The following is a 19821-nucleotide window of genomic DNA, read 5'->3' as shown; positions in this document are numbered from 1 at the left end:
ACAAGGATGTTGACGGAGGAACAATCGGCGAAATTAAAGCAGATGCTGCTTGATGAAAAACGACGAGTGGAAAAAAGGCTGAATGACAACGACCACTTTGGACTGGGCGTTGGCATGAACGATTCCATCGGGGAATTATCCGGTTATGACAATCATCCGGCAGACGTGGGAACGGAGCTGTACGAACGGGGAAAAGATATTGCGCTGAACGAAGAGAGCGAAACACAGCTAGAAGAAGTGGAACTGGCCTTACTCAGAATGGAAGCGGGGCAGTATGGAACCTGTGTCGTCTGTGGAAAGGATATTCCCTATGAGCGGCTGGAAGCGGTACCGGAGACGGCTTATTGTATCGATCACCAGCGGGAGCGGGATGTTTCCCGCAGGCGGCCGGCGGAGGAAGATGTGCTCCGTCCGCCTTACGGACGTTCTTTTAATGACGGTGAGGATTCCGTCATTTGGGATGGAGAAGACGCCTGGCAGGAAGTGGAGCGGTACGGAACTTCCAATCCGCCAGATTTTCAACGGGATGGTGAGAACTATAATGAATTGGGCATCGATCCCGATGAACGGCGCGGGGCTGTGGATGACGTGGAAGAGGTGGCGCTTGCGGGAAGAGACGGCCGTCCCCTCGATGATCCGTTGACGGAGATCAACCGCGGGAAAGCGTCCGGACGGCTGGATGAAGAAGAAAGCGAACAAGAGGGCTAAGGCCTGTCTCTCGCTATGCGCTTTTTTGCAACGAAACGAAGACAGCCAACCCGACCCGGGATCTCGCGGCTACGGATTGTTCAGACTCACCTGCTGTTGTTGTGACGGACATCCGCCTGTGCTAAAATGAAAATCTGGAAGATGAAGGTGCTTGATTGTCTTGCCAGCAGAGGGGAGGACAACGTTGCGTTATTTTTCAATCACGGCCTTTATATTGCTGTTGGATCAGGTTACTAAATGGTTCGTCCTGCACAGGATGAGTCTATACGAGTCGATTCCTTTGTGGGACGATGTTTTTCATATCACTTCCCATCGTAACAGGGGAGCGGCTTTCGGGATTCTGCAGGATCAGCAGTGGTTGTTCATTACCGTCACCATCGCTGTGGTAGTGGGGATCATCGTTTACTTAATCCGGCTGAAGGGCCGGCAACCGTTGATGAGCTGGTCATTGGCGTTGATCTTGGGCGGCGCGATCGGCAATTTGATCGATCGGGTCCGGATGGGGGAAGTGGTGGATTTCCTGGATTTCCGCCTGATTCATTACCCGATCTTCAATGTGGCCGACTCCGCCATTGTCGTGGGTGTCGCGATTATGGTCTGGATTACTTTGCGTCACCCTCAGACTGAATTGGAAGAGGGGGACCGCGTGGTTCGGGAAGCGGGGGAAAGTTCTTGACCACAACACCAACCCATCGCTTTGTCGTAGCTGCCGATGATGTCGGGCAACGTTTGGATAAGTTTGTCACCACTCAAGGGGAAGACTGGTCCCGGATGGCCGTCCAATCCTGGATTCGCGATCACAGAATCCAGGTGGACGGTCGAGCAGTGAAAGGGAATCACCGTCTAAAAGAAGGGGAAGTGGTGGAAGTGGTTGTTCCCCCTCCTGAGGAGATGACGGTGGAGGCAGAAGCGATCCCCTTGGACATCCGCTATGAGGACACCGATGTGGTGGTGGTGAACAAACCGCGAGGGATGGTGGTCCACCCGGCTCCAGGAAACCGCTCCGGTACTTTGGTCAATGCCTTGCTGGCCCACTGCGGGGATTTGTCCGGAATCGGAGGCGTGTTGCGACCCGGAATTGTGCACCGAATCGACAAGGATACTTCCGGGCTGATCATGGTGGCCAAAAACGATGCGGCGCATCGATCACTGGCTGCCCAACTGAAGGCACATGAGGTGGAACGGCGTTATCTGGCAGTGGTCCACGGTAATGTCTCCCATGATCGGGGGACCATCGATGCGCCGATCGGACGGGATCCCCGATTCCGCCAACGAATGGCGGTCGAGCATCGAAACGGCAAACCGGCCGTCACCCATTTTGAGGTGTTGGAACGGTTTTCCCGTGCCACTTATGTTGCCTGCCGTCTGGAAACGGGGCGCACACACCAAATCCGGGTGCATATGAAACACATCGCTCATCCGTTGGTGGGCGACCCCTTATACAGCAGTCAATCCCACCGTTTTTCGATCCAGGGTCAGGCTTTACATGCGGAGACATTGGGCTTTATCCATCCCCGCACAGGAAAGCCCATTCGTTTGACGGCACCCCTGCCGGAAGACATGCAGCGGTTGATCAAAGGATTTCGACAATCGTGAATCCCATTGACAAAAGCAGGTTTTTCGGCCATAATAAATGAAACTGTATGAAGACCTTTTAATCCAGTCCGGAGAGGCTGGCAAGGGTACGTGCATGAGTATGCATGAGGAGACGTGTGCGCTTCTTGCCATTCCGGCGAGAAGCGTTTTTTATGGATATGGGAGGAGGAGAGCCGTTGACAGCAAACCGGAAGACGATCCTGGATGAAGCCGCCATCCGGCGGGCCCTGACCCGGATCGCCCATGAGCTCATTGAACGGAACAAAGGGGTGGAAGAGACGGTTTTGGTCGGAATCCGCACCCGGGGCATTTTCCTCGCCCAGCGCCTCGCTGAACGGATTCGGCGCATCGAGGGGGAGGAGGTGCCGGTTGGAGAGCTGGACATCACCCTGTATCGGGACGATCTGACAGAAAAAGCGGAGCAGGCGGAAGTAAAAGCCTCACAGCTTCCTGTCGATATCAACGGTCGGACGGTGGTGCTGGTGGACGATGTACTTTTTACCGGCCGAACGGTTCGAGCAGCCATGGATGCCCTGATCGACCAGGGACGTCCGCGGATGATCCAGCTGGCGGTTTTGGTGGACCGGGGACACCGGGAGTTGCCGATTCGGGCGGATTATGTCGGTAAAAACGTGCCCACCTCCAAGAGTGAAATCATTCAAGTGATGGTGGCGGAATACGATTCCCAAGACCAAGTGGTCATTGGAAGTAAATAATGGTTCCCCCTTTAAAGACGGTCCCGTGAGACCGGCAAGGGAAAAGCCTGGATGACGCATGCCAAAAAGGGGCATGTCCAAGGCCTCTCTGCCGGTGGTACGGTGGAGAGGCTTTTTTGATCGAAAAAAGGAGGCTCCACAATGAAGAAAACCCAGATGATCCTGGATGTCCACGAAAAGCCGCAAGCGGGTAAATGGATCGCCCTCAGCATCCAACACCTGTTTGCCATGTTTGGTGCCACGATCCTGGTCCCGCTCCTGACCGGCCTTTCACCGGCGGTCACGTTGCTGGCCAGCGGGGTCGGTACCCTGGCATATCTGATCATTACCCGGGGGAAGATTCCGGCCTATCTGGGTTCCTCCTTCGCATTTATCGTTCCGATCATCACGGTTTCCCAGACCCAGGGGGTTGGGGAAGCGCTGTTCGGTTGCTTTCTGGCGGGTGTGGTATATGGAATCGTCGCCCTGGTCATCTTCCGATTTGGTGCGGGGTGGCTCCATAAACTGTTGCCGCCGGTGGTGATCGGCTCGGTAGTGATTGTCATCGGACTGGCCCTGGCCGCAACGGCGGTGGATATGGCCAGTACCCAGCAGGTGACCCACCCGCTTCCGGATACGGTAGAGGAATTTCAGGCTCTTCCCGGTACGGTGGAGCAAGTGGATGAAGATGCGGGAACGGTTACCGTCAAGACTTACTCCTTGAAACACTTCAGCGTCGCCTTGGCCACCTTGGCGTTCGCAGTAGTCGCCAGTCTCTTTTTCCGCGGATTTCTCAGTCTCATTCCGATTCTCGTCGGGATCACGGGGGGGTATGCGGTTGCGATGGCAATCGGCTTGGTCGATTTTGCTCCGTTGCGGGAGGCAGCATGGCTGGCCCTGCCGGAGTTCACTGCTCCCGTGGTTTCCTGGACGGCGGCACTGGTGATCGTGCCTGTCGCCCTGGTTACGCTGGCAGAACATATCGGCCACCTGATGGTGACCAGTAACATCATGGATCGGGATCTGGCCAAAGATCCTGGTTTGCACCGCTCCATTCTGGGTGACGGGGTGGCCACCTCACTGGCAGCTCTGATCGGGGCTCCACCCAACACGACCTACGGAGAGAATATCGGTGTGATGGCCATGACTCGGATCTTCAGTGTATTTGTGATCGGGGGGGCGGCCACCGCCGCCATCGCTTTCTCCTTTGTGGGTAAACTGTCCGCCCTGATCTCCACGATCCCCCCGGCGGTCATGGGGGGCGTATCCATCCTGCTGTTCGGGGTGATCGCTTCGGCAGGGCTCCGGATGATGGTGGAGAATCAGATCGATTTCGGCGACAAGCGAAACCTGGTGATCGCATCGGTGGTCTTGGTGATTGGGGTGGGCGGTGCCGCTCTGAAATTCGCCGGTATTCACTTCGAGGTGGAAGGGATGGCGCTGGCCACCGTCACTGGAATTCTGCTGAACCTGATCTTGCCTTCCAATCGGGAAGATGACGGGGCAAGCGTGGAAGAAGCCGCTTAATCAAAAAAACAACAGTCCCCTTTAATAACCGGTCCCGTGAGGCCGGGAAGGAAAACGGACCGTCGGACCTCCTCGTGCGCGATGCTTCAGGGGGATCCTCCACTCCTTCCCGCTGCGGGCAGGAGTTTTTTTACACCCTGGAGGGAGGAAAAAACCATGATGGAAACGCAACTTGTGCGCCGACATTTGATCGATACGGATGGATTGTCGTTGGAAGAGATGGAGTCTCTCTTTTGCCGCGCCGCCTATTGGCGTGACCATCCCGAGGCATGGTTTCAGACTGGAAAGGGGCGGTTTGCCGCCAACTGGTTTTTGGAACCCAGCACCCGCACCCGCGTCTCCTTTGAAGTGGCGGAAAAGCGGCTGGGTATGGAGACGATTCCCCTCGATGGGGAAACGTCCAGCACGATGAAAGGGGAATCCTTTTATGACACCTTGCGCACCTTGGCGGCAGTCGGGGTGGAGGTAGTGGTGGTGCGCCATGCGGGGATCGGCACCCTGGCAGAGATGGCTTGGGAAAATCCGGGGGTTTCCCTGGTCAATGCCGGTGAAGGCAACGGGGGTCATCCGACCCAAGCACTGTTGGACCTGTTTACCATGCGGGAACAATTTGGCACCTTGAAAGGACTCACCGTCTCCATCATCGGGGACATTCGACACAGCCGGGTAGCCCGATCCAACTACTGGGCCCTGAAAACCTTCGGTGCCCGTGTCATCCTGGCTGGACCGGAATCGATGCGGGATCCTTCTCTTGAAGAGTATGCTCCCTACCTACCGGTGGATGAAGCGATCCGGCAGGCGGATGTGGTCATGATGTTGCGGGTGCAGCTGGAACGGCACCGGGAAACGTTGTTTTCGTCACCGGACGTCTACCTCCATGCCTACGGGCTGACACCGGAACGGGTGGAGGCGATGCGCTCCCATGCCGTCATTTTGCATCCTGCTCCGGTCAACCGCGGGGTGGAGATCGCCAGTGAACTGGTGGAGCATAAGCGTTCCAAGATATTTGAACAGATGAGCAACGGAGTCTGGATCCGCATGGCGGTTCTTGAACGGGCTCTGGAAGGGGGAAGAGGATGATGACAGTACTCCTGAACGGACAGGTGATCGGAGAAGGGGGAGAACTGCGGACAGCCGCCATTCGCCTGCGGGACGGACGGATCGCCGCCATCGCCGACCAACTGGAAGCGATGCCGGGGGAAGAGGTGATCGATGCAGCGGGAAGGCTGGTGATTCCCGGCTTGATCGATCTTCACATCCATCTGCGCGAACCGGGCTTTGAGGAAAAGGAGACGATTGCCACCGGCACCCGAGCCGCTGCCCGGGGAGGCTATACCACCGTCGCATGTATGCCCAATACCTCCCCTGTCACCGACAGCCCGGAGGTGGTGGAGCGCATCCTTGCCAGTAACCGTGAGAGCGGCAGCGGGGTGCGGCTGCTCCCCATCGCCGCCATCACCCGCGGCCTGTCCGGTGATCGTTTGACAGACATGGCGGGATTGAAAGAAGCAGGCGCCTTTGCGGTCTCCGATGACGGGGTGGGAGTGCAAAGCCCACGCATGATGAAAGCCGCCATGCGGGAAGCGGCTCGGCTGGAGCTGCCCTTGGTGGCGCACTGCGAAGAAGAAGACCTTCTTATTCCGGGCGCTTGTGTTCACACGGGCGAGTTCGCCGAGAAACACGGTTTGCCGGGGATTCCGCCGGAAGCGGAGTCAATCCATGTGGGACGAGACATCCTGCTGGCGGAGGATACCGGAGTCCATTACCATGTCTGTCATGTGAGCGCCGAATCCTCCGTCCGCTTGATCCGGGAGGCCAAAGAATGGGGACAGCGAGTGACCGCCGAAGTGAGCCCCCATCACCTGCTGCTGTGCGATACCGACATTCCGGGACCGGATCCGGCCTTTAAGATGAACCCTCCCCTTCGCAGCAAGCGGGATCGGGCGGCATTGCTGGCGGCGCTGAAAGACGGCACCATCGATTTCATCGCTACGGATCACGCTCCCCATACCGCGGAAGAGAAAAAACGGCCGATTACGGAAGCCCCCTTCGGCATTGTGGGATTGGAGACGGCCTTTCCACTTCTTTACACCCATCTGGTGCTGACCGGTGAACTGACACTGGCCCAGTTGGTGGATAAGATGACCCGGATTCCGGCTGATCGGTTCGGTTTGCCCTGGGGTGAGTTGAAGGAAGGAGCCCAAGCCGACATCGCGGTGATCGATTTGGAAGCAGAGCGGACCATCGATCCCGAAACCTTTTACTCGAAAGGGAAAAACACGCCCTTTGCGGGGTGGAAAGTAAAAGGCTGGCCGATGATGACCCTGGTGGACGGACGCGTCATCTGGCGGGAAGACGGCATTTAAGAAGAGGCGAGATGAAACAATCGAATGCTTTTTTGCTATAACGACCGACAATTAAATCGAAGTTAGCTAAAGTACTAGAGCCTGTCTGGTCATTCAATTTTCCGCAAGAACGGAGAGAGGGTCGGTATGGCTGGCAGAGAGCCTTTGCGCTTTTTGCAACGAAACGAAGACAGCCATGCCGACCCGGGATCTCGCCCTACGGATTGTTCAGACACGCCCTAGATCAAAACAAAAAACGGGAGGGAGAACCATGCAGGCCAAGCTGCTTTTGGAAGACGGAAGCAAATGGGAAGGCTACTCGTTCGGAGCCGAAGGAGAGTCAGTGGGAGAAGTGGTCTTCAATACGGGAATGACAGGATACCAGGAAGTGCTGACCGATCCCTCCTACTGCGGTCAAATCGTCACCATGACCTATCCCTTGATCGGAAATTATGGGATCAACCGACACGATATCGAATCTCGGCGTCCGTTTGTGCACGGATTTGTGGTGCGGGAACATGCAGAGCCGCCCAGTCACTGGCGCAGCGAGCGCAGCATCGGCCACTGGCTGAAGGAATACGGAGTCATGGGATTATCCGGGATCGATACCCGCCAGCTAACACGCCGGATCCGCGTTCAAGGCACGATGAAAGGAATCCTTTCCACGGGGAATGAATCGTGGGAAGCGCTGGCGGAGCGGTTGGATGTTCAACCGCTGATGCGGGATCAGGTGGCCCGTGTCAGTACGCAAAGTATTCATACCGCCCCTAGTTACGGCCCTCGGGTGGTGTTGATGGACTTTGGCGCCAAATACGGATTGCAGCGGGAACTGGCCAAACGGGGCTGTGATGTGGTGGTGGTCCCCCATGACACGACGGCGGATGAGATCGAACGGCTGCGGCCGGACGGCATTCTCCTCTCCAACGGACCGGGGGATCCGAAAGATGTCCCCCACGCGGTCCGCACCGTGGAAGCTCTCTTGGGCCGCTATCCGCTCTTTGGCATTTGCCTTGGACACCAGTTGTTTGCACTGGCTTGCGGGGCGGATACGGAAAAGATGAAATTTGGCCATCGGGGCAGTAACCATCCGGTCAAGGAGCTGGACAGCGGCCGCACCTGGATCACGTCCCAGAACCATGGCTATGCCGTCCGCAACGCCTCTCTGGAGGGAACGCCCCTTAAACTGACGCACATCGCCCTCAATGACGGGACCTGTGAAGGGCTGGCACACCGGGAGTTGCAGGCTTTCTCCGTTCAGTTCCACCCGGAAGCGGCCCCGGGTCCCCGGGATTCAGAGTCCCTGTTCGATCGATTCGTGGAAGGGTTGCACCCATCCTTAAGCAAAGGAGGAAACGTTTATGCCTAAAGATCCATCCCTGAAAAAAATTCTGGTGATCGGTTCCGGTCCCATCGTGATCGGCCAGGCGGCGGAGTTTGATTATGCCGGCACCCAGGCCTGTCAATCCTTGCGGGAAGAGGGGATTGAGGTGGTGCTGGTCAACAGCAACCCCGCCACGATTATGACCGATACGGATATCGCCGACCAAGTTTATATTGAACCGATGACACCCGAATTTATCACCCAGGTGATTCGCAAGGAGCGCCCCGATGGATTACTCCCCACCCTGGGGGGACAGACCGGTCTGAACCTGGCGGTGGAACTGGCTCAATCCGGTGTGTTGGAGCGGGAAGGGGTCCGCTTGCTGGGAACGGAACTGGAGGCCATCACCTGTGCAGAGGACCGGGACCGTTTCCGTACCTTGATGAAAGAGATCGGTGAGCCCACACCGGAGAGTGTCATCGTCCATTCGGTGGATGAAGCGGTCGACTTTGCCAATAACATCGGCTTTCCCCTTATCGTCCGCCCGGCTTACACCTTGGGAGGGACCGGTGGCGGGATCGCCGACTCGGAACAGGAATTGCGTCAAATCGTGGACAACGGCATCCGATACAGCCCTATCGGTCAATGCCTGATCGAGAAGAGCATCGCCGGCTGGAAAGAAGTGGAGTACGAGGTGATGCGGGACGCCGCCGACAACGTGATCGTGGTCTGCAACATGGAAAACTTCGATCCGGTCGGGGTACACACCGGGGACAGCATTGTGTTTGCTCCCTCTCAAACCCTCTCGGATCGGGATCATCAGATGTTGCGAAGCTCCGCCCTGAAAATTATTCGGGCTCTGGATATCCGCGGCGGGTGCAATGTCCAGTTTGCACTGGATACCGACAGTTTCCAGTACCATGTGATTGAAGTAAACCCGCGGGTGAGCCGATCCAGTGCTCTGGCTTCCAAGGCGACGGGTTATCCCATCGCCCGGATCGCCGCCAAGATCGCCATCGGGTATACCCTGGACGAGCTGACCAACCCGGTTACCGGTCAGACATCCGCCTGTTTTGAACCCACCCTGGACTACGTGGTGAGCAAGATCCCGCGCTGGCCCTTTGATAAATTCACCACCGCCAACCGCAAGCTGGGGACTCAGATGAAAGCCACCGGCGAAGTGATGGCGATCGGCCGCACCTTGGAAGAGTCGCTGTTAAAAGCGGTCCGGTCCCTGGAATTGGGCTTGGATCATGTGGAACTACCTGAAGCGGAGGCGCTGACCCAGGAAGAACTGGAACAGCGGCTGCGCACCCCTGATGACGAACGCCTCTTCCTGGCGGCAGAATGGCTGCGGCGCGGAGGTTCGCTGGAGGAACTTCACCGCTTGACCTGGATCGATCCGTTCTTCCTGGGCAAGCTGGAAAATGTAATCCGACTGGAGCGGGGATTGAGCCAAACAGACGGTTTGACACCGGAGCTCCTCCTCCGTGCTAAACGGGCCGGCTTCACCGATGCGGCCATCGCCCGGGCGAGTGCAACGCCGATCGAGGAAGTGGCCCGTTTGCGCCGGGAATGGTCGATCCGGCCCGTATACAAAATCGTCGATACGTGTGCAGCGGAGTTTGAGGCGGCTACTCCCTACTATTACTCCACCTATGAAGAAGAGGATGAGGTGGAGACAGGGAAGAAGCCGACGGTGCTGGTGCTGGGATCCGGACCGATCCGCATCGGTCAGGGAGTGGAATTTGATTATGCGACCGTCCACGCTATCCAGGCGATCCGGGAGGCGGGATTAGAAGCCGTCATCATCAACAATAACCCGGAGACGGTTTCGACGGATTACAACATCTCGGACCGGCTCTACTTCGATCCGCTGACCGAGGAAGACGTCCTCCACGTGATCGAAAAGGAACAGCCCATGGGCGTCATCGTCCAGTTCGGCGGCCAGACGTCCCTCAACCTCGCTCGGGACTTAAAAGAAGCGGGTATCCCCATCCTGGGTACCTCCCTGGAAGAGATCGACCGGGCGGAAGACCGGGAAAAATTTGAACGGCTGCTGCAACAGGTGGGCATTCCCCAGCCGCCGGGATCGGCTGTCACGTCGGTGGAGGAAGCGGTAGACGCCGCACAGGAGCTGGGCTTTCCGGTCCTGGTGCGTCCCTCCTATGTGCTGGGGGGACGGGCGATGGAAATCGTGTACAGCGTGGAAGAGCTCCGTTCCTACATGGATGCCGCCGTCAAGGTAAACCCGTCCCATCCCGTCCTGATTGACCGCTATCTCCGCGGACGTGAGATCGAGGTGGACGCGATTGCAGACGGGGAAGAAGTACTCGTCCCCGGCATCATGGAGCACATCGAACGGGCCGGGGTTCACTCCGGCGACTCCATCGCCGTCTATCCGCCGCAGACGGTGACTGCCGAACAAAAAGAGCGGTTGGTGGCGATGACGGCGGAAATCGCCCGCGCCTTGAAAACCAAGGGATTGATCAATATCCAGTATGTCCTGCATCAGGGTGAGATCTATGTGCTGGAGGTGAATCCCCGCGCGTCCCGAACCGTTCCCTTCCTGAGCAAGGTGACCGGTGTACCGATGGCTCGGATCGCCACCCGCATCATGTTGGGAGAAAGCTTGGCAGCCCAAGGATATGCAGGCGGACTGTGGCCGGAAAACGGCGACGTAGCGGTGAAGGTGCCGGTCTTCTCCTTCGCCAAGCTACGCCGGGTGGATGTCACCCTGGGTCCGGAAATGAAATCGACCGGTGAAGTGATGGGACGGGATCGCGACTACGCCCGTGCGGTGTACAAGGGGTTGTTGGCGGCGGGGGTATCGTTGCCCCGTTTCGGCACGGTAGTGACCACCATCGGGGACAAAGAGAAAGAAGAAGCCCTGCCTTTGATCCGGCAATTCCACCGCCTCGGCTATCAAATCGTCGCCACGTCGGGTACGGCGAAGCTGTTAGAAGAAGATGGAATTCCCGTCACCCAGGTGAACAAGCTGAAAGAGGGCTCCCCCCATATCCTAGACTGGATCCGCCAAGGGAAAGCCGATCTGGTGGTCAACACCTGGACACGGGGCAAGACACCGGAACGGGACGGGTTCCGCATCCGGCGCGAGGCGGTGGAAAACGGCATCGCCTGTCTCACCTCGCTGGATACGGTGGAAGCGTTGTTGACCACCTTGGCGTCCATCTACCTGACGGCGGAACCGATCGGACAGCCGCTGCCGGCTGCAGCAAAAAAGGAGGTGCCGGTATGACGGATACCGTCTCTGCGGACCGGTCGGAACCAATCTGGATCGCATTGGATTTTCCCGGAGCGGTCGAGGCGGAGCAATTCCTGAAGCGCTGGCCTTCAGACGCACGGCCGGCACTCAAAGTGGGGATGCAGCTTTTTTATGCGGCCGGTCCCCGCTGGGTATCCCAATTGGTAGAAGCGGGCTATCCCGTCTTTCTGGACCTGAAGCTGCACGATATCCCCAATACGGTAGCCGGTGCAGTGGGCTCCTTGCTGGGGTTGGGCGTCCGTTTCACCACCCTTCATACCGCCGGGGGCCGAGCCATGATGGAAGCGGCGCGGGAGGCGGCAGACCGCGTACCAGCCGAGAATCGGCCGCGTCTGTTGGCCGTCACCCAGCTGACCAGCACCGATCAGGCCTGCATGAATGAAGAGATCGGAATTCCCGGCACCGTGCGGGACTCCGTTATCAAGCTGGCCGGTTTGGCCTATCGCTCCGGCATGGATGGAGTGGTTTGTTCCGGAGAAGAAGCCGGTTGGATCAAAACAGAGGTTTCCGGCGACCTGGTGACCATGGTGCCGGGGATCCGCTTAAAAGGGGACGATGCCGGCGACCAGCGCCGGGTGTTGACCCCGCAACAAGCGTGGCAATCGGGAGCGGATCACCTGGTGGTGGGGCGTTCCATCACCCGGGCGGAGGATCCCTACGCCGTTTATCAACTCATCCGGGAACAGCGTCATAAACAGGGAAGGGAAGGGTAAGCCTATGGAACAAACATGGAAAGTGGAAGAGGCGATCCAGCGCACCGGCGTGCTGAAAGAAGGACATTTTCTCCTCTCTTCCGGCCGTCACAGCGGCCAGTATATGCAGTGCGCCCAGCTGCTGCAACACCCGGCAGAAGCGGAAGGGGCCGGACAAGCCCTGGCCCGGCTGTTTGCGGACCTGGATGTGGACGTGGTCGTGGGACCGGCCTTGGGCGGGGTGATTATCGCCCATGAGACGGCTCGGGCGGCAGGCGTCCGCTGTCTATTCGCCGAGCGTAAAGAGGGAAAAATGACCCTGCGCCGCGGCTTTTCGATCCAACCGGGCGAAAAGGTGCTGGCCATTGAAGACGTGGTCACCACCGGCGGTTCCGTCAAAGAAGTGGTGGATCTATTGGAGTCGATGGGAGCGGATATCGTCGGGATCGGCGCCATCGTAGACCGCAGCGGCGGCAAAGCCGCCTTCCGTCACCCTTTTCGCGCACTGATGAACCATACCATCCAAAGCTACGCTCCGGAAGAGTGTCCCTTGTGCGACCAAGGAATCCCGGTGATCAAACCTGGGAGCCGGGAAACGTTGAAGGCGTAACGTTTCGTCCTACTGTTGGGCGACGGATGACATGTAACTATGCGAAATGCCAAGATCGATGCTAGCCATGATAAAACGTCGTTTTGTCGAAGGTTTGTCCCTTTGGCAAAACGACGTTTTTTGTTGTTATCAGTGCGACCTGGTGGAGATTCAGACTTTTTATTTTTAGATCATAGATATACAACCTAGATACTATTTCCATCCTTCGCATAGTACGATAAAATCGGGATTGACAATTATTGAGAAAAAGGAGGATGGGTGTGAGTTTTAAACATTTGGTAGTCGTTACATTAGCCATGATCCTATTCTTAAGTGGATGCTCTTTTTCCAATGCTGCGGATTGCTATGAGCCAGCTCCATATGAGGCTCCAAAACCCTACCAGCCTCCAAAGCCATACCAAGCTCCGGAGAAATATCAACCACCGGAAAAGTACCAAGCCCCAGAGCCCTACCAGCCTCCGGAGAAATACCAACCTCCTGAGAAGTACCAGGCTCCAGAAAAATATCAGCCACCAGAGAAGTATCAAGCTCCAGAGAAATATCAGGCTCCTTCTTCAACGTTAGACGGCATGATGTTTGCCTCAATATCCACTGTAAGTGCCCAAGGTACTCAAACGGTTGAATCTACGGAAGTGGATTGTACCAGCATTTCTGGATTGAGTATCTTTAGTCTGTTAGCGGCAGCCATACTCGCTATTATATCCATGGTGTTCATCTTTACCGTGCCCGTCATCGGCTGGTCCATGCTGGTCGGCATGGCTGTTGGAGGGGTAGCTGGTTGGTTGAGTGGTGGGTCAGCCACAGAGATTGCGATGGATGCCGTTTATGGTGGGATAGCAGGAGCGGTAGGACTGGGCGCTTTTGCTGGAACCGCCCGTCTGCTTGGAAGAATGGCGATAACTTCTACCTGGATGGGTCGCTGGTTTCCATGGTTGGGGTCAGGTGGGGCTGCCGGTGTAGGAGAAACAGCCACCTTTGATTTCCTCAAAGAAGGCAAAGTGAATTGGAAGAATGCCCTGCTTGCGGGTCTATTAGGCGGCCTGCTCGGCTTTGGCGGCGGGATAATTACGGATCACGGCCACAAGTTAAAATCGCTCCTCCCTCAACTGGAGAATCGAGTAGTCGTTGCTGCCGATGGTCCGGTTGGGCGGTTTATTTATCATCACTTTGATGATGCGGCAGATGGGTATCGGAAGACGCAAGGTGGTGAAATCAGTACAACCACCCGAGACGGTGCAAAAGTAACATCAGCGGATGGATATGCCTCTAGAGTCAGTAACCGCATAAAAGTAATAGGGGAATATCCTGATTCGTATTGGGAGAAAGGGCGTTCTAAGATATTACGTGATGAACTAAAAGCTGCTGGGGTAGAACCCCCACCTTACCCAAATGCAGCACATCACATTATTCCGTGGAATGACCCTAGAGCAGCACCAGCTCAAAAGGTTTTGAGAGAATATGGGATAGAGACTGAATCAGCGGTAAATGGTGTATTTCTGCCATACAAAACCAATAGGTATGTTGGGGATGAATCGTTACATGTAGGAAATCATGGGGTAAGTTATATGAGGGAAGTTAATAGGAGATTACAGGGCGTAAAACGAAGAGGTGGTACACGTGAAGATATAGTTGAGGAAATAAATGAAATCAGAAAGGAATTGCTAAACGGTACTTTATCACTAAATTGATAACCCACGGAGGGTTGATTTAATGAGAGTTTGGTTATTGCAAAGCCAACTGGATGCGGGGTTTGAAGATCTTCAACTTGTCAATTTCGATGATGATCATGACAAATATTTCGATAACATCAATGAACCTATCCCAATAGCTGATAAATGGGGGAATGTAGAGGTCTATACTTTGACGGAGGGGTATCAAAGCGATTTCCCTCATTTTTGGGGCTCAGGGGACGATGTCCCAGTTTTCTCAGAAAAGGCATTATATATTGTCAATGACTTAATTGAAGATCAAGTCGAGTTATTACCTTTGAATCACCCCAAACATAAGTATTTTGCAATTCATGTATTAAATGCCGTGGATGCTATTAACTATGATAATGCTATAGTGAGACAACTGAAATCGGGTCTTCGAGTTAGCTTTACGAAGTATTCCTTTTTTCCGGAAAAGTTAATTGATCAGCATATTTTTAAAGTATATCTGGATGAAAGTGTTTTTTCTAGAGTTTTTGTATCAGATAAGTTTAAAAAAAGGGTAACATCAAGTTCGTTGGTAGGATACGATTTTGTAGAAGTATGGGACTCCGAAAGATCCGGTTCATGATGTCTCTTATATGTTACTGACACCCTATATGGGTGTCTTTTTATGTGAAAGGGGTATTCACCATGAAAGATTGTGCATGGAGCTTTTTCTGTTGCTGCCGTTGTTGGTGTAATTCACTTTAACTCAAGGCGATCCCGCTCTGATTGGCTTACAAATCACTAAAGAAGTATCAGCCACCAGAAAAGTATCAAGCTCCAGAGAAATATCAGGCTCCTTCTTCAACGTTAGACAGCATGATGTTTGCCTTGATCTCTCCTATGAGTGCCCAAGGTACTCCAACTGTAGAATCCGAATCTACAGAAGTCGAATGCACCAGCATTTCTGGATTCAGCATCTTTAGTCTGTTGGCGGCAACCATACTCGCCATTATATCCATGGTGTTCATCTTTACCGTGCCCGTCATCGGTTGGTCCATGCTGGTCGGCATGGCTGTAGGCGGTATAGCCGGTTGGTTGAATGGCGGGACCGCCACAGAGATTGCGATGGATGCCGTTTATGGTGGGATAGCAGGAGCGGTCGGACTGGGTGCCTTTGTTGGAACCGCCCGTCTGCTTGGAAGAATGGCGATGACTTCTACCTGGATGGGTCGTTGGTTTCCGTGGTTGGGTTCAGGTGGGGCAGCCGGTATAGGAGAAACAGCCACCTTTGATTTTCTAAAGGAAGGCAAAGTGAATTGGAAGAATGCTCTGCTTGCGGGTCTATTAGGCGGCTTACTCGGCTTTGGCGGCGGGATAATTACGGATCATGGCCATAAGTTAAAATCGTTAATCCCTCAGCTTGAAAATCGAGTAGTCGTTGCTGCAGATGGCCCGGTTGGTCGGTTTATTTATCATCACTTTGATGATGCGGCTGAGGGGTATCGAAAGGCGCAAGGTGGTGGTTCAGGAACAGCATTTAAAGCTAAAAAACCACCTAGTTTGAAAGCAGGGGACCCTAATTTTTCTTTTACCACTGAATGGAACGAAGCGACGGGAAAGCTTGTTGCTACTACAAGTGATGGACGTAAATTTAATGTTAGATATGGTAATAAAAGAAATACTGTTGAAACTCAAGAAATAAATAGTGTTACTTATACTGTTAGATATAATGCAGATGCTATTCCTGACTTTTTACCCCTTATGCTGTTAGAGGTGGTAGTGGGAATGTATTAGAAATTACTCTTCCAGCGGATGCTTTGGTTGGTCGGTCTAAGGACCAAACTAGATACGCTACACAGTTACTTAAAGAAAAGTATCCTAACTGGAGAGAAGAATTTGGATTTACCGATTCACAAATAACTGCTATTGAGAAAAATTTGGGTTCAATAGGCCCAAGAGTAAAAGTAGACAAATATGAACAATTAACTTGGCACCATGATAAGGAAACGGGTAAAATGATTCTAGTCCCGTATGTTGTAAACCATACTTTTAAACATACAGGTGGTCACACATATTGGGGTAAACAAAGAGTAAGGGAATAGGGGGGCTAGAAATTGGAATGGGTAAAAAGAGCTCAACCACTTTCTGATAAAGAAATTATAGATTTAGAAAATCAATTGGGAGTAAGGCTTCCACTAGATTTTGTTCGATGGTTTAAACAATATGAAGATCCAAAAAGCAATCATGTAGTAATTGACATTGACGTTAACGATGAACAAGAAAATTTAGATGATCAATACGATGTAGATGAATTTTATTCCCTAGAAGATATGGTATCAGAAACAGATTCTTTTTTTAAGGAAGATGAAGAACTTAAAGCAAAAGGAGTAGTTGTTCCTTTTGCTTTTACCACAACGTTAGATCAGTACTGTTTTTTCTATCCAAGGGGCAGTAAGGAGCCTTCGGGTGTCTTTATAAGGCCGAGGGACTATGATATTTCAGATATATTTAAAGGTAACGGCATAAAAGAAGCTTTGTATTTGAGTCAAACTTCCCAAGGTTTCTTAGATCAACTGTTTATTGATGATTTTTGGAATGAATAAAAAGAATTTGGTTTACTTGGTGCTCTTATGGGTGCTTTTTTCGGTACCGCCAGGGGAACCCCGGCGGTCAAACCCGGGAGCCGGGAGACGTTGAAGGCGTGAAATTCCGCTGTTGGGTATGAGCGATACGAGTTATGAAAAACGTCGTTTTGTCGAAGGTTTGTCCCTTTGGCAAAGCGACGTTTTTTGTGTGATCAGATGCTGCCTGGTGGAGAACCAGGTTTTTTATTTTTAGATCACAGATATACAACCTAGATACTATTCCCATCCTTTGCATAGTTCGATAAAATCGGGATTGACAATTATTGAGAAAAAGGAGGATGAGTGTGAGTTTTAAACGTTTGGTAGTCGTTACATTAACCATGATCCTATTCTTAAGCGGATGCTCGTTTTCCAATGCTGCGGATTGCTATGATGGTTCACCTATTATCGATCCACCGGATCCAATTAGACCTCCAGACCCGATAAAGCCACCGGATCCAATTAAGCCTCCAGACCCGATAAAACCGCCGGATCCAATTAAGCCTCCAGATCCAATCAAACCACCCGATCCGATTAAACCGCCTAATCCGATAAAGCCCCCAGATCCAATCAAACCGCCGAGTTTGTCTAACCATCAAAAAACCGATTTTTTAACTGTTCAAGTATTTGCTTTGCCTTATACCCTTACTTTGCAATCAAGTCAATCAACAGAAGTCGAATGTACCAGCATTTCTGGATTCAGCATCTTTAGTCTGTTAGCGGCAGCCATACTCGCCATTATATCCATGGTGTTCATCTTTACCGTGCCCGTCATCGGCTGGTCCATGCTGGTCGGCATGGCTGTGGGTGGGGTAGCTGGTTGGTTGAGTGGTGGGACTGCTACCGAGATCGCGATAGATGCGGTTTATGGTGGGATAGCAGGAGTGGTTGGCCTGGGTGCCTTTGTGGGAACCGCCCGTCTGCTTGGAAGAATGGCGATGACTTCTACCTGGATGGGTCGCTGGTTTCCATGGTTGGGGTCAGGTGGCGCTGCCGGTGTAGGAGAAACAGCCACCTTTGATTTCTTAAAAGAAGGAAAAGTGAATTGGAAGAATGCCCTGCTTGCGGGTCTATTAGGCGGACTGCTCGGCTTTGGCGGCGGGATAATTACGGATCACGGCCACAAGTTAAAATCGCTCATCCCTCAACTGGAGAATCGAGTAGTCGTTGCTGCCGATGGTCCGGTTGGGCGGTTTATTTATCATTACGTTGATGATGCGGCAGATGGGTATCGGAAGACGCAAGGGGGTGGTGAAACCAGTACAAGAACCCGAGACGGTGCAAAAGTAACATCAGCTGATGGATATGCCTCTAGAGTTAGTAATCGTACAACAGTAAGAGGGGAATATCCTGACTCGTATTGGGAGAAGGGGCGTTCTAAGATATTACGTGCTGAACTAAAATCTGCTGGTGTAGAGCCTCCTCCTTATCCCAATGCAGCTCATCATATTGTTCCCTGGGATGACCCTAGAGCAGATCAGGCTCAAAGGATTCTAAGAGAATATGGAATAGAAACTGAATCGGCAGTAAATGGAGTATTTCTACCATACAAGGGAAGTAAATATGTAGGGGATGAAGCGTTGCATAAAGGAAATCATGGAAAGGAGTATATCGAGATTGTGGTAGAACGATTAAAAGATGTAAAAGATGCTGGTGGTACACGTAAAGATATAGTTAATGAACTGAATCAAATTAGAAAAGAATTGTTAAATGGCACTTTACGATTAAACTGATTTGGTTTCTAAGGGGTTGATTTCTTGTGAAAGTATGGCAGCTAAAAAGTAATTTGGACCAGAAGTTTGAAGATCTCCAGCTTGTTAATTTTAATAGCGATTTTGAGGTATACATTAGTAAGCTACACGAAATAAGGCCGGTAGTAAATGAATGGGGAGAGGTACAAGTATACACTGTAGAAGAAGGGGAAAAGAATGATTTCCCAAAATTCTGGGGAGATATTCATGTTCCTGTTTTCTCCGAAAAGGCGTTAAATGTTACCCATGACTTAATTAAAGATAAAGTCGAGGTATTACCTTTAAGTCATCCCGAACATAAATACTTTGCAATTCATGTGTTAAATGCAGTAGACGCTGTCGATTATGAGAATGCTATAGTGAAAGAACTTGCTTCGGGTCTTCGAGTTAGTTTTAAGAAGTATTCCTTTTTACAGGAAAAGTTGACTGGTGAGCATATTTTCAAAGTTTATCTAGATGATAGAGTTTTTTCGAGAGTGTTTGTATCAGATAAGTTCAAAGAAAGGGTAACGTCAAGTACGTTGATTGGATACGAATTTATAGAGGTGTGGGACTCCGAAAAAACCGATTCGTGATTCGATCTTAACCTGTATGTACGCTAAAAAGTAGAAGTATAAAGACAGAAGAACCATACCATCCAAAGCTACGCTCCGGAAGAGTGTCCCTTGTGCGACCAAGGAATCCCGGTGGTCAAACCCGGGAGTCGGGAGACGTTGAAGGCGTAACGTTTCGTCCTACTGCTGGGTGACGTTGATGACATGTGTCTATGCGAAATGCCATGAGTGATGCTAGCCATAATAAAACGTCGTTTTGTCGAAGGTTTGCCCCTTCGGCAAAACGACGTTTTTTGTTGTTATCAGATGCGGCCTGGTGGAGAACCAGGTTTTTTATTTTTAGATCACAGATATACAACCTAGATACTAGAACCTATTTCCAAAATTCGATTAATAGACCAGAGGATGAGTGCAACAAAACAGAAAGCCTTGTACATATGTACATAAGAGTCATATCGAACCAGTAAACGGCGGC

The 19821-nt window shown here is 52.7% G+C and carries 18 protein-coding genes; all 18 read left to right on the top strand.

Annotated elements, in window-relative coordinates; all coding sequences use genetic code 11:
- The first annotated feature begins 6 nt into the window (after nucleotides 1-6).
- The 18 genes from JOE21_RS03700 (at nucleotide 7) to JOE21_RS03620 (ending at nucleotide 19367) form a co-directional block, all read left to right on the top strand.
- Complete coding sequence (locus tag JOE21_RS03700) at nucleotides 7-708, top strand: TraR/DksA C4-type zinc finger protein (RefSeq protein WP_309862526.1); 702 nt, start codon at nucleotides 7-9, stop codon at nucleotides 706-708.
- 184 nt (nucleotides 709-892) lie between these two features.
- The gene (gene lspA / locus JOE21_RS03695; protein WP_309862523.1) at nucleotides 893-1384 is read left to right on the top strand and encodes a signal peptidase II; all 492 of its coding nucleotides are present in this window, start codon (nucleotides 893-895) and stop codon (nucleotides 1382-1384) included.
- Entirely contained in the window at nucleotides 1381-2304 is a 924-nt protein-coding gene (locus JOE21_RS03690) for an RluA family pseudouridine synthase (RefSeq protein ID WP_309862520.1), read from the top strand. The genes lspA and JOE21_RS03690 overlap by 4 nt, the downstream gene beginning before the upstream one ends.
- Nucleotides 2305-2480: 176 nt before the next feature.
- On the top strand, nucleotides 2481-3020 hold the full coding sequence (gene pyrR, locus JOE21_RS03685; RefSeq protein WP_309862518.1) for a bifunctional pyr operon transcriptional regulator/uracil phosphoribosyltransferase PyrR: 540 nt from the start codon (nucleotides 2481-2483) through the stop codon (nucleotides 3018-3020).
- Between the two features lie 141 nt (nucleotides 3021-3161).
- Nucleotides 3162-4526, top strand: coding sequence for a solute carrier family 23 protein (locus JOE21_RS03680; RefSeq protein WP_309862514.1), 1365 nt, complete (start codon nucleotides 3162-3164; stop codon nucleotides 4524-4526).
- Between the two features lie 156 nt (nucleotides 4527-4682).
- Nucleotides 4683-5606: an aspartate carbamoyltransferase catalytic subunit gene (locus JOE21_RS03675; protein WP_309862513.1), complete on the top strand. Its 924-nt coding sequence runs from the start codon at nucleotides 4683-4685 to the stop codon at nucleotides 5604-5606.
- Entirely contained in the window at nucleotides 5603-6892 is a 1290-nt protein-coding gene (gene pyrC, locus JOE21_RS03670; protein WP_309862510.1) for a dihydroorotase, read from the top strand. The genes JOE21_RS03675 and pyrC overlap by 4 nt, the downstream gene beginning before the upstream one ends.
- Nucleotides 6893-7142: 250 nt before the next feature.
- Nucleotides 7143-8237, top strand: a complete 1095-nt coding sequence (gene carA, locus JOE21_RS03665) for a glutamine-hydrolyzing carbamoyl-phosphate synthase small subunit (protein ID WP_309862507.1) — start codon at nucleotides 7143-7145, stop codon at nucleotides 8235-8237.
- Entirely contained in the window at nucleotides 8230-11451 is a 3222-nt protein-coding gene (carB, locus tag JOE21_RS03660; RefSeq protein ID WP_309862504.1) for a carbamoyl-phosphate synthase large subunit, read from the top strand. Before carA ends, carB begins: the two co-directional genes overlap by 8 nt.
- Nucleotides 11448-12191 carry an orotidine-5'-phosphate decarboxylase gene (gene pyrF, locus JOE21_RS03655; RefSeq protein WP_309862502.1) on the top strand — a complete coding sequence of 248 codons (744 nt, stop codon included), beginning with the start codon at nucleotides 11448-11450 and terminating at the stop codon, nucleotides 12189-12191. Before carB ends, pyrF begins: the two co-directional genes overlap by 4 nt.
- 4 nt (nucleotides 12192-12195) lie before the next feature.
- The gene (pyrE, locus tag JOE21_RS03650) at nucleotides 12196-12780 is read left to right on the top strand and encodes an orotate phosphoribosyltransferase (RefSeq protein WP_309862500.1); all 585 of its coding nucleotides are present in this window, start codon (nucleotides 12196-12198) and stop codon (nucleotides 12778-12780) included.
- A 260-nt stretch (nucleotides 12781-13040) separates the two neighbouring features.
- Nucleotides 13041-14468 carry an AHH domain-containing protein gene (locus JOE21_RS03645; RefSeq protein WP_309862497.1) on the top strand — a complete coding sequence of 476 codons (1428 nt, stop codon included), beginning with the start codon at nucleotides 13041-13043 and terminating at the stop codon, nucleotides 14466-14468.
- 22 nt (nucleotides 14469-14490) lie between these two features.
- Entirely contained in the window at nucleotides 14491-15060 is a 570-nt protein-coding gene (locus tag JOE21_RS03640) for an imm11 family protein (RefSeq protein WP_309862495.1), read from the top strand.
- 143 nt (nucleotides 15061-15203) lie between these two features.
- Nucleotides 15204-16211: a Na+/H+ antiporter NhaC family protein gene (locus JOE21_RS03635; RefSeq protein ID WP_309862492.1), complete on the top strand. Its 1008-nt coding sequence runs from the start codon at nucleotides 15204-15206 to the stop codon at nucleotides 16209-16211.
- A gap of 2 nt (nucleotides 16212-16213) precedes the next feature.
- The gene (locus JOE21_RS17755; RefSeq protein ID WP_374709322.1) at nucleotides 16214-16519 is read left to right on the top strand and encodes an HNH endonuclease; all 306 of its coding nucleotides are present in this window, start codon (nucleotides 16214-16216) and stop codon (nucleotides 16517-16519) included.
- A 12-nt stretch (nucleotides 16520-16531) separates the two neighbouring features.
- On the top strand, nucleotides 16532-17020 hold the full coding sequence (locus tag JOE21_RS03630) for an SMI1/KNR4 family protein (RefSeq protein WP_309862489.1): 489 nt from the start codon (nucleotides 16532-16534) through the stop codon (nucleotides 17018-17020).
- 326 nt (nucleotides 17021-17346) lie between these two features.
- Nucleotides 17347-18774, top strand: a complete 1428-nt coding sequence (locus JOE21_RS03625) for an AHH domain-containing protein (protein WP_309862487.1) — start codon at nucleotides 17347-17349, stop codon at nucleotides 18772-18774.
- A 26-nt stretch (nucleotides 18775-18800) separates the two neighbouring features.
- Nucleotides 18801-19367, top strand: a complete 567-nt coding sequence (locus JOE21_RS03620) for an imm11 family protein (protein WP_309862483.1) — start codon at nucleotides 18801-18803, stop codon at nucleotides 19365-19367.
- Nucleotides 19368-19821 lie beyond the last annotated feature (454 nt).

It is taken from the genome of Desmospora profundinema (assembly GCF_031454155.1).
GTDB classification, from domain to species: Bacteria; Bacillota; Bacilli; order Thermoactinomycetales; family DSM-45169; genus Desmospora; species Desmospora profundinema.
This window is presented reverse-complemented; position numbering and strand designations above follow the sequence as displayed.

What these genes read in the sequence shown, in the direction of transcription:
- JOE21_RS03700 (WP_309862526.1), top strand. Translation starts at nt 7, where the DNA reads ATGTTGACGGAGGAACAATCGGCGAAATTAAAGCAGATGCTGCTTGAT.
- JOE21_RS03680 (WP_309862514.1), top strand. Translation starts at nt 3,162, where the DNA reads ATGAAGAAAACCCAGATGATCCTGGATGTCCACGAAAAGCCGCAAGCG.
- JOE21_RS03675 (WP_309862513.1), top strand. Translation starts at nt 4,683, where the DNA reads ATGATGGAAACGCAACTTGTGCGCCGACATTTGATCGATACGGATGGA.
- pyrC (WP_309862510.1), top strand. Translation starts at nt 5,603, where the DNA reads ATGATGACAGTACTCCTGAACGGACAGGTGATCGGAGAAGGGGGAGAA.
- carA (WP_309862507.1), top strand. Translation starts at nt 7,143, where the DNA reads ATGCAGGCCAAGCTGCTTTTGGAAGACGGAAGCAAATGGGAAGGCTAC.
- carB (WP_309862504.1), top strand. Translation starts at nt 8,230, where the DNA reads ATGCCTAAAGATCCATCCCTGAAAAAAATTCTGGTGATCGGTTCCGGT.
- pyrF (WP_309862502.1), top strand. Translation starts at nt 11,448, where the DNA reads ATGACGGATACCGTCTCTGCGGACCGGTCGGAACCAATCTGGATCGCA.
- pyrE (WP_309862500.1), top strand. Translation starts at nt 12,196, where the DNA reads ATGGAACAAACATGGAAAGTGGAAGAGGCGATCCAGCGCACCGGCGTG.
- JOE21_RS03640 (WP_309862495.1), top strand. Translation starts at nt 14,491, where the DNA reads ATGAGAGTTTGGTTATTGCAAAGCCAACTGGATGCGGGGTTTGAAGAT.